The organism is Vreelandella sp. 2A-K22 (assembly GCF_054065485.1).
Map to the genome: position 1 here is coordinate 235,688 of NZ_JBSUGC010000004.1, position 12,362 is coordinate 248,049.

Here is a 12,362-nt window from a genome sequence, read left to right on the forward strand (position 1 = left end):
CGGTGTAAACTTATAGCTAATCTCTAAACACAGGAAGGCAGCTATACAGCCTGGATTTATAAGAGCTCCTTGCAAAACCCTTGAAATAGCTCACCTACGTGCCTAGCTTAGCTATTAAATGTCCTGATGAACTTTGGGGAATTGTTGAGCCGCTCTTGCCACTGGATTCACCCAAGCATGATGGTGGTGGGCCATGTGTTTCCAACCGTGCCGTCTTGACCGGCATCCTGTTTGTTCTTAAGTCAGGCATCCGTTGGGTAATGTTACCTCACGTCATCTGCAACACGATATGAGCGGCGTACTGACCTCCACCATGCGTTCACTTTGCTGGGCAGGCTGCTTACTGATTGGCTTTAAACAGCTCACACGACAGTTTTGAAAGATACTCAACGGAGCAATCGGCAACAGAGGCGGTATTGCTGTGCCCCTAAGTTTCCGATCTTTCAACCGTTAAGCCGATTTCCTGTCCATACGAAATTTCTAAAACATGTCCATCAGGATCATTTATGAATGCCCAATAGCCTACCGGATAGCCGCTATCAGTCGCCTCCCGGGACAATATTCCTTCGCGCCTAGCTTGGTCACATAAATCATCTACTTCACTCTTGCTTTTACAACCAACACCCAGGTGGGCAAAAGGCCCTAATATAGGAACCGGATTACTGCTTTGTACTAACACTAATACAAATGGGCGTGATTTATCTGACAACCAAACGACTCGCTTGTCAATTTCCTTATCTGTTCGCTCATGAATGACAGACATGTGGGCATAGCGCTGATAAAAATCAATACTTTGATCTAAGTTACTTGCTGATAACGCAATGTGCGTAAAGCCGACATCTATTTTCATTATCAATCCAAAATTTCTAGTTTTAAAAAAGAGACTTTCTGGCTCGTTATTGCTTACAAACCCCTGCTTATCAAGAGCATGCTTGACTACCAAACACCGCTAATTGTCTATCTCTCCTACGTTGCTGTTTGCTGAGCATCGCGGTTTAAATTCCGTTCCGCCGGGATGTCACTCAGATACTCGACAAACTCCACCTCAAAACCGGCCGGATCGACAAAATAGACATTCTTGCGAAACGGCTCTACAGCTCCTGGTTTGGCAATGGCATAACCCGCGTTATTCAACCTGGCCACAACGGCATCCAGGTTATCGGTCACATAGGCAAAATGGGCCAGCCCAACACTGTGACCTTTCAGATCGCGGTTTGCCCCTTCGCCATGATCGCTTAACGCCAGGTAATGTTCGTCGTCACCAAAGTGCACCCATTTACGCGGTTTGCCATACCACTCGCCATGGCCTTCATCGCGTACCCGCCAATGCGGGAATACAGCGCGGTAAAAATCCAGCATGGCATCCATATCATCAACGACCAGATTAACGTGTTCCAAGTACATAAGAGTCTCCTTGCGTTAAGTGAAATGGCAGGATAAAACCTCAACTTCACTTGAGGTAAAGCTGTTTTTGGAAAAAAATGGCAAAAAAGATTCAGGAGTGCGTGATGGCAGAGGCAATTTGGAGTGTTGGCAAGGTGGCAAAGCGCTGCGGCATTAAAGTCAGCACCTTGCACTTTTACGAGCAGCAAGGCCTGATCCATAGCTGGCGTAATGCAGGCAATCAGCGCCGCTATAAACCAGAAGTCCTAAGGCGGATTTCGGTGATTAAAGCCGCGCAGAAAGTCGGCGTCAGCCTGGATGAGATCAAGCGAGCTTTTGAATCACTGCCCAATAACCGCACACCGACGGTTGAAGACTGGCAACAGCTTTCAAAAAACTGGCAGCAGATGCTCGATGGCAGGATTGCTTATCTGCAAAAGCTACGTAGTAACCTGGCAGGCTGTATAGGCTGCGGCTGTCTGAGCATGACCAGTTGCCCGCTCTATAACCCGGACGACAAGCTGGCGGAATCAGGTAGCGGCCCGGTGCTTCTCGATCAGGCAGAACAGAAAGCGAGAGCCCAGCAAGATCCAAGCGCTAGCTCATAGACCTTAAGAGTAGCCCTTAAGAGTAGACCTCAATAATAGCTATCAAACCTTAATCTACATGAATGAACCACTTGGGCTTGATGCGCCCAAAGTCGCGACGGATGTTTGTTTTCAAGGCTTTTTTGGAATCCAGCACCACGGTTTCCTGCTCACTTCTAACAAACACCACCCAATGCCAGAAAGGTCTGCCCTGCTCCATGCGCCATTTGATCGCCAACAGCGCCTTGTCAGGAAGGCGTTCCCAGGTATCGAATGGCGTCTCCGTGGGTGCAGCGGTGATTCCCAAAGCACGCAAGAGCTTACGGACGTACTCGGTGTCTGACCAAAGCGCTGTGTCTTCGGCATAAATACCCAAGGCGTTAGCTGTCTCTTTGGCCTGTGCATAGGTAATGCCCGCAAGAGCAGCGCATGATGCGATGCCACAGCCGGATATTTCTTCTTGAATGACGGGGTTCATTTGCATATTGATTAACGTTTGCCATAAACGGTGCGAGGAACAAGGGTGCAGCGACCTAAATAAGTGAATTTAATTGCATTTTTATTTCGCTCACTCACGATCTAACTTCAATTACCCTGAGACTCCGCTTTCGCCAATTTTTTCTCGAGCTTAACAATTTTAGAAAATGAAATGATGCCAAAAACAAACCCCAAGATGCCCATCGACATTCCCATAATTCCAAAAATGAATCCTATATCGCCCATGTTATCTCTCCAACGTCAAGGCTAATTCTAACCATTATTAGCGTACTATAAAGCATCACTTACCATTCATTTAATGAATGCCTTTAATTTCATCACAAAAGTCACCGTTCAGCACTATGAAGCTAATTGCCCTGTTCGAGCAACGAGCGGCTGCTTTTACGCTATACTGCATCATTTTTCATTTTCGACACACCTTACGACCATCGGTCAGAGCTCCTAATGCCATTTTCAAAACTAGGATTATCCAGTCCTCTTGTTCAAGCGATTACCGAACTAGGTTACAACACGCCAACGCCCATTCAGGAACAAGCGATTCCTGCCATTCTCTCGGGTAACGACTTAATCGCCACCGCACAAACAGGCACGGGCAAAACCGCTGCTTTTGTTCTGCCTCTGCTAGAACGATTTAGCAACGCGGGAACGTTACGCGGCAAACGCATACGTGCGCTGATTCTCGTGCCGACCCGTGAGCTAGCGGTTCAGGTCGAAGCCAATGTGGCTCAATACGCTAAACACACGCACCTAACCTCTATGGCGATGTATGGCGGTGTGGATACCGAAGCGCAAAAAGAGCGCCTAATCAAAGGAGTGGATATTCTAGTCGCCACGCCGGGCAGATTGCTTGATTTGGCGCATCAGCGTGCGCTGCACTTTGATGAACTTAAAGTCATGGTACTGGACGAAGCGGACAGAATGGTCGACATGGGTTTTGGCGACGATATCAAAAAAATCATTGATCGCCTGCCTGAAGACCGTCAGAACCTACTGTTTTCGGCCACCATGACAGACGACGTTCGCGCCCTCGCCTACGATTTTTCAGATAGCAAGATGACCGATCTTGCGGCTGAAATATCCATTTCTCCCAACATCCGCGCCGCCGCTAATGTCCAACAATGGCTAATCACCGTCGATAAAGACACGAAATCCGCCTTGTTGAGCCACTTGATCAACGAACAAAAGTGGGATCAGGCGCTTATTTTTACCGAGAAAAAACACAATGCAGCCAAGCTTGTTGCTCAACTGGAAAAACGCGGCATCACAGCGGATTCCATTCATGGCGATAGAAGCCAAGCGATGCGCGAAAAGATTCTGGCTCAGTTCAAAACCGGCGAATTAAAGTACTTGGTCGCCACGGGGGTTGCCGCGCGAGGTTTGGATATTGGCGAACTGAGCCGTGTGGTGAATTATGATTTACCCTTTAAGCCAGAAGAGTATATCCACCGCATTGGCCGAACCGGCCGCGCGGGTGCCTCAGGGGAAGCCATCTCTTTAGTCGACATGAGTGACTTTAAAAATCTTTGTGCCATTGAAAGACGCTTAAAAAGCATTATTGAGCGCAAAGAGATTGCAGGCTTTCCGGTTCGAAAAGCAGTGCCTGAATCAAACTTGAATTTCAGTAAAAAGTAATCGTGAAAACTTACCCAAGAAGCTCACCTTTTAAAAGGGTGGGCTTCTTTATTATCGATATTTCACGAATCCGGTAAAAATGCATCTAACAGTTCGACATTAGTGGGATATTTATCCAATAACGCAAGCAGCCTCTGCGCGCCTTCTACTGGCTTAAGCGCTGTCAAACCTCTACGTAATGTCCTTACCTTTTCAATATCTTTTGCATCAATCAAAAGCTCCTCTCGACGGGTACTGCTTTTAGCAATATCTATCGCCGGAAAAATCCGTTGATTGGCCACATCCCGGGACAGCACGAGTTCCATATTGCCCGTACCCTTAAACTCCTCGAAAATTACCTGATCCATACGGCTTCCCGTATCCACCAGCACGGTGGCCAGAATGGTGAGCGATCCGCCGTTTTCGATCTTTCTCGCGGCGCCAAACAGTTTTCGCGGTATCTCCATCGCTCGGGAATCCAGCCCCCCCGACATAGTGCGACTATTACCCCGCTGCTCGGCATTATGAACACGCGAGAGTCTGGTAAGAGAATCGATCACAATCATCACATTATGACCTTCGCCTGCTTGCTTACGCGCCGTCTCAAGCAGCTTATCGGCCATACTTACATGGTGTGTGTAGCTCTCGTCTGAAGACGATGCATGTACTTCTGCCGACACACTGCGCTTAAAATCGGTCACTTCTTCCGGGCGTTCATCAATCAGCAAGGCATACAGCTTTATGTCAGGATGAGCTTCCGCCACGGCCTGACAGATATGTTTTAACATCGTCGTTTTGCCAGAGCCTGGCGGCGCAACAATCAACCCACGCTGCCCCATCCCAATGGGCGTAATCAAATCCATCGCTCGCACAGTACGCTCTTGAGAGCCAGGCTCTAAATAAATGCGTGGGTAAGGATGAATAGCGACGCCACTTAAAAAGCGTTTTTCGGGATCATTAGGGAATTGATCTTCGACTTCATCGGCGGGCTTGGCATCTATCTCTCTTTTCGCCTTCAAACCTAGTATTTTTCTCGTCATAATATGGATGTATCGCCTTGAATAACCTGGTTTTAAAGAATAACTGCAGCGCTTTGAAAAACCATATTGGCCTTGCAAGTAGCGGCTTGGTGCTCCTGGATCAGGAAGAACAGAAGACAATCAAACGCAAGCACGTAGACCATAATAGCCACTAAGCCTTAATCTACACGAATGAACCACTTGGACTTGATCCGCCCGAAGTCGCGGTAGGTGTTTGTTTTAGAGCTTTTTTGGAATCCAGCACCATCGCATCCCGCTCATTTCTGACGAACACTACCCAATGCCAGAAAGGCCTGCCCTGTTCCATGCGACATTTGATCGCCAACAGTGCCTTATCTGGCAGACTTTCCAAAGTGTCGAATGACGTCGCTGTGGGTACAACCGTTATACCCGGCGAACGTAAAAGCTTACAGACATACCCGGTGTTCTGACCAAAGCACTGTGTCTTCGGCATAGATACCCTAGGCGCTTGCTGCCTCTTTCGCCTGATCATAGGTAATGCCCGCAAGCACCGTGAATGCTGCGATACCGCAGCCAGATATCTATTCTTGAATGACAGGGTTCATTTTGTTGCCTATTAACTCCAGCATAACTGACCGTCGCGAAACGTCAGAAGAAATCGTTGGTCAGGGCCGAATCTTTTTTAGATTTTCGACGCTTCTTGAGCGATATCATTAACTTCAGACATACTCATTCCTTCTTGAACTGCGTTAACAAAGATAACAAATGATTGTCTATAGCTATAATCACCGTTACCAACAAATTTTCTAACATCTTCGATTACCCTGTACATAATTTGTCGCCACTGAAAAGTGCTTGAGTTCATCGCTTCTTGAACAAGAATGGTTAGAACAAGAAGTGTGTTGGCTAGAACCGTGCGTTGATCAGGGAATTCTTGCTGCGACTCTAGCCCGGTAATCGTATAAAAATCTTGATCTCCGTCATTGGCCATTGGATGCACGTGCGTGGACGCATAATCATAGCCATAAGAGTATAGAAACGTTAGGCCCATTTCCTTTGCAATGTCTTCCGCTTTTGGCCGCCTCCACTTGCTTGCAGCTTCGGAAATATTTTGCGCCCTACGCTTTTGCTCTACTGTAAGGTTGAATAGAGGATGTTCGCGTACTCCTTTGACAGATTGATCACTTCGAACGCGATTAACCCCCTTATACTGTTCGTAGAAAGACCATTCCTCAAACTCTGAAAAGGAATCAGTCCGTGCAAGGTAGCGAAGATGGAACAGCCTATCCAGCAAGCAGCGGTGTAAAACCCAACAGTCTTGATAGTCGTGGATATCCCAAAGCTTGAATACCGCGCGAGCAGTTGTATCCGCCCGCGCGAGAAAATTTCGAATTACAGTGTCTTGTGGTGCAGAAGAGTTACGCGCGAATTCGAACAGCGCGATCCCCACCGCTACATGAATGGCTTCCATGGCCTCAGTGTATGCTTCTACAGGCTCGTGAGTTTCCGGTTCAAATTTTGGCATGGCATGTTATTTTCCTAATCTTCTGTCTAATGCCTGAGCGTCAGTGCGCTTAGCTTAGGGGGACATACTTTGCCAGTAACAAAGTTCCTGGCTATCAAATCGCACATATAGCGATTTATTCGATTTACGCTTTCTTGCTACGATCTCTCTCAACGGCAGCAAGAATTCCAGCCCGTGTACAAATTGCTGAAAGAGCATCCTCGGAAGTTGCGTATTGTTGGATAAAATTCTGAAGCCCGGAAATAGTAACTATTTCGACATGAGAAACCAAAATGTACTCGGGACTTATGGAGTTCATCCTGTATTGCTTGTTCACAAAACAAGAACAACGGTTGGTCTGAACCGGTTCACTAGCCTGATCGCCCGATTCACTGTAATTTACAACCCAAAGACGATCATCCGGAATGACAACAAACGGAATAATTGCTGATATGTACGCATCTTCTGGATCGTCTTCATCGCCATCCCAGTACATGCTATCAACAAGATCCTGAGCAGAAGCCAAGCACTGACCCCATTTCTCAAAGAGTTCCGAATCATTTGCGGAAATATTGCCTGCCAGATCACGGCCAACCTGTGCGGTGCTCTTACCTACCGGATCGTTCTCTTGATAAATAGTGTGTTCCTTGAAAATACTAAGAACATTCGCTCTAGACCTTTCTATATGGAGCAGCATACCAGGAGTTCGATCAAGTTCACGCACCATTGCAATCTGGTGATAGCTTTCCTCATGTTGGCGCGGAACACAGGATACTAGGATTGGAAAATTTTCTTTAATGTTCTTGCACTCTATGGCCATCCGCAGACGCAACTGGCCAAATGTGGCTGTTGCCCTGATGTCGAATTCTCGTGACTTCTTTGTGACCGGATCCTCGTAGTGGCCTCCGTGATCATAACCGATTCCCAAGTCACGCAGCATTTTCAGAACAGACAACTCAAAGCCGAAATCCGAAACTTCCGTGAGATATTCGGCAAGTGTTGATTTACCAACCGCATCAGGTCTTAGCTTGGCCATGCAGCACCTCTTCTCTCGAGTAAACCTAACGAAGCAGTAGAAAAGCTCACTTACCAACTAGCTATACCACCTACTGCCTTTTTTTGCCGACCATAAAATTGATCGATTTCCTGATAATGCTACTTCCACATTGACCCATTCCGATGTACTGCATACTCAAACGTACCGAGTTGGGGCTGGCCATACGCCATCCATGGCGTATTGATCAAGAGGCTTAATGCGCTGTATGGGAATCAATCCTAACTTTCTTCTAACACCACATAAAACATAGGAACATACAGGAGCTTCTAAAAGGTGCAGCACAAAGATCAGTGATAACTATTCTATTACCTGCATTTTCTTATTACGCGGCGATGCTTTTATGTTTCGATAGGCTTGATCTAGCTTTAGTGCAAGTCCCTCTCTATTATTACCACCTTCACGGATAAGCTTAGGCGCCCATTCAAGGTAGTCTCTAAGCTCTCGAAAAGCTTCATCGGAAACAGATTTCTCGTCTACGTAAAATTGAGAAACTTCAATCATCCTATTAAAATTTATACTCCTAATATCGCCTCCATTAACAGCATTTATAATTGCACGACCAGCAACTTCATACATAGAACTATTAACCGACTCATCCCAAATGGTGTCAACAACTTTAATATTCAAATCTTTAAATTTTTGCCACTTTTCTTTTTTTGATATTTTTATCAACTTTGATGAATGCTCATAACAAGCAACAAGATAACGAATTTTATTATCATAATTTTCAGTGCTAATTGCTAAATCGTAACTAGCATATGCATACCTCTCCCCCCATTGAACATCAAATCTACCTATACTTCTAAGAGCATTATCACAAACCTCTAATATTGCACTACCACTTCCATAATTGACTTCCGTTTGATACCACATCTCAAAAAATGCTGGCTTTCTTTGGCCTTTAATAAATGCTTCTGAGAAGGATTTTCTGGCAACACCATCACTAACGCCTGGGTCTTCATAGTCTGTTTTCGCTAGAATAAAAAAGAGATCGCTATTCTCTTTATACCTTGGTTTTTTTATAAGGGAATGCACAGTATTTCTTGAGTCATCAAATCTTTTTTCATTTAAAAGTGAATTACACTGCCTAACGGCTGCACCAACCTCTGGAATATGTACTTGCGAATTCGCTTCCAAACCCTCACAAATCTCTCTAATTCTGCTTATGTACTGATCAGAATTAGGCACAATATCACTCGCTATTGAAAGAACTAGCTTACTTATTGATGAAGTACTTTCGAACCTTGGCTCTTCTTCGATAAACTCAACACTACTGATGAGAAAAAGATTTCCAAGCTGTTCAATTGATGCACTAATTTCAGAATTTTCCAAATCTGTATATTGATGCAATTCACTTCGAGACAAAGAACCAACATAACTAATCGTTAATAGTATTTTTGTTGCTTCAGCAGACAGTTCCGAAACTTCTTTTCTTAATGCTGCCTCTCGTACTGTATCACCACTTTTCCCAGACCAATCCACAATAGCATTTTCTACCGAAAGTCCTAGCTTACACAACCGAAGTATTGATTCCGTAAATAATGGAGAGCCTTCAGATGCTATATTTAATTTTTCTATTTTTTTCTCATTATATTTTTGCAAGCCAATAGAATCACATATAGCATCAACTAAATCTCTGTACTCTTCACCTTTCAAGCCTGGAACTAATATAGAAGAGTCATTTGAGTAAATATTGTTAGCTCGCGTTGTCATCAATACCCTAGATGACGTATTTGATATTGAACGAGCAATCTCCATAATACGCTTTTGTTCTTCAGGAGAATTTGAATCAATATCATCGATTACAATTAACGATGGGGTCAAATTCAAACCATCTCTGGCAGCCCTTTGCAACTGCTGCAAAGTAAATTCTCTCACCTCTTCTGGCAAAGATCCTGTTCTCAAACATACCTCTCTGAGAAGTGATTCAAGATCATTATAGTGCGTCTCAGGAGTTCCCACGAATTCGTTATAAACCGCCTTAAACTGCTTTTTTTTTGCGGTTAACCACATTACTTGCTCAAACAGTTCTGTTCCAGAATTAATTATTAACTGACAAAACTCATAAGCAATTGATGTTTTACCTTTACCACCATCCGCTGCTAAAACCTTTGTATATTGGAAATCATCTGAAAGCCAAGACCATAATTCCTGGAGTATTTCAAACCTCCCAATAAACTCTGGACATATAAAATTTTTATCAGGCAAATTATGTTCAATAATATTCTTTCTTTTTTGCTTACCCCCACCTTCTTCAAAATTAAAATCCCTATCGGACACAAGGAACTCGAAGTCAGATTGAGCAACAACTTGTTTACACTCATCAAGCTTTCTAATATAAACAGCATCTTTTGCAAAAATCAATTTTCCATTTGAGTTAGCACCATCAGCTATCGCTGCAATTGAATGCGTTCTTTTATCTCTTTTGGGAATGTGAAGCAAGCCAACTAGAAAATCGCTTCCTCCGGTCGAAATTAGAACCTCTTCATATGTAAGGTCTAATCTTTGATTGAAGTATCGATCAAATTGCCCTCTAAGCTTCTGCTGATCAATAAGCTTTTTATCAACGCCACAAAGAATAAAAGAGGTATCTTTTTCAACTTCATCCACACCAAAAATAATGTACCCGCCAAAAGTATTATGAAAACTAATTATCGCCTTTAATGTTTTTAAGATCGCATCTTTACTGTTCTCAAAAGTTCTCTTATAATCCCAAAGCTCACACTCTTTCGAAATTAAAACCCCATCTTTCCTTACCAGACTCTCAACAACAGATTTAGAAACATCACCCCTCTGTATTGACTCGTATATTTCTTTTTTAACTTTAATAATATCCATAAAGTCCTTCTATATTAATTTATACAAACCTTCGACCGCAACCCCAAATCACTCAGCTTTGCAATAAAGGCGTAGATAGGGTGTTGTGTGGAACATCTATAATTACGTGACTTATCGTTTTTTTTGGTCGGCATTATGCTCAATTGTTGGAATATGCAAAACATACACTCCCGCTCGTTTTACTTATTTAGTCATACTCTATTCATAAAATTGGCTTAGGTCACGCGACTTTGCAAAAAAATTGCTCTGAAATAGGCTTTGGGCAGCTGCGCTGCCTTAGCGGGTGCCCTTTGGCTCGTTCCTCGCCAAGCGTTACGCCGCGCTATAAATATGTAATCGTTTGATTTTAATATTTTTTTAGTGCGTGGTAAGTGTAACGCACCCACTATAGTGGCCTAGCACTCTATTGGGCTGGATTATTTATGTGGCTAGATCTTCGCGAGCTGAAGCTCCCTCCTACAACACCGGTTCAACACCACTGATGCAGTAGCTGGGTTGTGGGGGTCGCTTTGGATTTATGCTTTGAGGGCGCTGAGGAGGGTTTCGACGACTTGAGTAGTAGCCGTGCACCACAGCCTGGGCGTTGGCATCATCTGCTTTAAGCGGATTAATAATATCTTAGCTGTGCAGGGTGATGTAGGGCTAACCCAGCGCAGCACCGTCAAGCTTGAGGTCTTTATGTGATTGGGCGCAGTCACGCAGATAGAGATTAATCAAGCTCTGATACGGAAGGTCTTTTTCTTCCGCCAAATCCTTAAAATACGCAATGGTATCTTCATCCAGCCGAATCGTGACCTGCTTTTTTAGCTTCTTGGCGTATGGGTTTTTGACTGACTCTGAAAAATCGTAATGGTCACGCATGTCTATAGCCTTCGTAAGTTTTTCGCTCTCGTTTATCCGTCTTGCGCGCTGAGATAATTCGGATTGTTTCGCCACCATAGGGTTCATCGTGCTCTATGGGTTGCCTTTTGGCTCGTTCCTCCCCAGTGTTACGCCGCGCTATAGGTATTGTGGCAAGGTTATTTTAGAAATATTTATCTAAGATGTGCCCTTTTACAACATTAGAGTTAGCAGGCCGTATTTAGTATTGGTGGGTACGCAGGTTTCGGGGCTGTATCAGGGCAGCTGACGCTTCCTTCGCGGGTGCCTTTTGGCTCGTTCCTCGCCAAGCGTTACGCCGCGCTACAAGTGTGCAATCGTTTGATTTTAAGGGGTTTGTAGTGCGTGGTAAGTGAAGTACATTCGCAATAGTGGCCTGGCACTATATTGGGCTGGATTATTTATGTGGCGGGGGCATCGCGCGCTGAAGCGCCCTCCCACAATACCGATGCAACAGCACTAATGCTGTGGTTGGGTTTGTGGGAGGCGCCTTGGATTTAAGCTTTTAGGACGTAACGTAGAGTTTCAACCACTTGGTCTGTAGTGGTACACCAAGCTTGGGCACCAGCATCGACTTCTTTCAGCGGGTGGACGATGTCTTCGCTGTGCAGTGTGATGTAGGGCTTGGCGAGGGCGGCGCAGTAGCCTGCGTCGAAGGCGGCGTTCCACTGTTTGTACTGGTCGCCGAAGCGTACAACGACCAGATCCGCCTGCTCGATCATCGTGCGGGTGCGGATGGCGTTGACCTTGGATGACTGGTGGTCGCGCCAGAAGCCATTTTCCGGTTTGCCCAGGTGGTCGCCGGCGGCGTCAGAGGCGGCGTGGTCGGTGACTGGGGCGGTAAACACGATATCCAGGCCCGCAGCCTCGGCGCCGCGCTGGATTTCTTCGCGCCAATCGGTGTGGATCTCGCCGGATAGGTAAACGTAAAAGCTCATGGCTATTCCTCAATATACTAGTTGGTCAGTAGCGCCATTTTATGGAAAATCATTCCATATTAATAC

The 12,362-nt window shown here is 45.1% G+C and carries 12 protein-coding genes and 1 pseudogene; 3 read left to right on the top strand and 10 right to left on the bottom strand.

Annotated features, from left to right (window positions below):
- Positions 1 to 113: 113 nt before the first annotated feature.
- A pseudogene (locus ACW17M_RS07475) lies at positions 114 to 269 on the top strand (transposase); the annotation flags it as partial.
- Between the two features lie 158 nt (positions 270 to 427).
- On the opposite strand, the gene ACW17M_RS07480 reads toward ACW17M_RS07475, so the two are convergent.
- Positions 428 to 850, bottom strand: coding sequence for a VOC family protein (locus tag ACW17M_RS07480; protein WP_141440946.1), 423 nt, complete (start codon positions 848 to 850; stop codon positions 428 to 430).
- A gap of 116 nt (positions 851 to 966) precedes the next feature.
- Entirely contained in the window at positions 967 to 1,404 is a 438-nt protein-coding gene (locus ACW17M_RS07485) for a VOC family protein (RefSeq protein WP_009287048.1), read from the bottom strand.
- Positions 1,405 to 1,508: 104 nt separating this feature from the next.
- On the opposite strand from ACW17M_RS07485, the gene soxR reads away from it, so the two are divergent.
- Positions 1,509 to 1,991: a redox-sensitive transcriptional activator SoxR gene (gene soxR, locus ACW17M_RS07490; protein WP_457547145.1), complete on the top strand. Its 483-nt coding sequence runs from the start codon at positions 1,509 to 1,511 to the stop codon at positions 1,989 to 1,991.
- 49 nt (positions 1,992 to 2,040) lie between these two features.
- On the opposite strand, the gene ACW17M_RS07495 is transcribed toward soxR, so the two are convergent.
- Together ACW17M_RS07495 and ACW17M_RS07500 are read right to left on the bottom strand one after the other, a co-directional pair.
- Positions 2,041 to 2,448: a hypothetical protein gene (locus ACW17M_RS07495; protein ID WP_159177935.1), complete on the bottom strand. Its 408-nt coding sequence runs from the start codon at positions 2,446 to 2,448 to the stop codon at positions 2,041 to 2,043.
- A 107-nt stretch (positions 2,449 to 2,555) separates the two neighbouring features.
- Positions 2,556 to 2,693: a hypothetical protein gene (locus ACW17M_RS07500; RefSeq protein ID WP_201304218.1), complete on the bottom strand. Its 138-nt coding sequence runs from the start codon at positions 2,691 to 2,693 to the stop codon at positions 2,556 to 2,558.
- A 219-nt stretch (positions 2,694 to 2,912) separates the two neighbouring features.
- Here ACW17M_RS07500 and ACW17M_RS07505 point away from each other — a divergent pair, with 219 nt between their 5' ends.
- A complete protein-coding gene (locus ACW17M_RS07505) occupies positions 2,913 to 4,100 on the top strand; it encodes a DEAD/DEAH box helicase (RefSeq protein ID WP_457547146.1) in 1,188 nt (395 codons plus the stop codon).
- A 62-nt stretch (positions 4,101 to 4,162) separates the two neighbouring features.
- Here ACW17M_RS07505 and rho read toward each other — a convergent pair whose 3' ends face one another.
- The 6 genes from rho to ACW17M_RS07535 form a co-directional block, all read right to left on the bottom strand.
- Complete coding sequence (gene rho / locus ACW17M_RS07510; RefSeq protein ID WP_457547191.1) at positions 4,163 to 5,119, bottom strand: transcription termination factor Rho; 957 nt, start codon at positions 5,117 to 5,119, stop codon at positions 4,163 to 4,165.
- A 643-nt stretch (positions 5,120 to 5,762) separates the two neighbouring features.
- A complete protein-coding gene (locus ACW17M_RS07515) occupies positions 5,763 to 6,605 on the bottom strand; it encodes a DUF5677 domain-containing protein (protein ID WP_457547147.1) in 843 nt (280 codons plus the stop codon).
- A gap of 124 nt (positions 6,606 to 6,729) precedes the next feature.
- A complete protein-coding gene (locus tag ACW17M_RS07520; protein ID WP_457547148.1) occupies positions 6,730 to 7,620 on the bottom strand; it encodes a hypothetical protein in 891 nt (296 codons plus the stop codon).
- Positions 7,621 to 7,938: 318 nt separating this feature from the next.
- Entirely contained in the window at positions 7,939 to 10,479 is a 2,541-nt protein-coding gene (locus ACW17M_RS07525; protein WP_457547149.1) for an RNA-binding domain-containing protein, read from the bottom strand.
- A 642-nt stretch (positions 10,480 to 11,121) separates the two neighbouring features.
- Entirely contained in the window at positions 11,122 to 11,427 is a 306-nt protein-coding gene (locus ACW17M_RS07530; protein WP_457547150.1) for a BrnA antitoxin family protein, read from the bottom strand.
- Between the two features lie 428 nt (positions 11,428 to 11,855).
- Complete coding sequence (locus ACW17M_RS07535; RefSeq protein ID WP_022523082.1) at positions 11,856 to 12,296, bottom strand: YtoQ family protein; 441 nt, start codon at positions 12,294 to 12,296, stop codon at positions 11,856 to 11,858.
- Between the last annotated feature and the right edge of the window lie 66 nt (positions 12,297 to 12,362).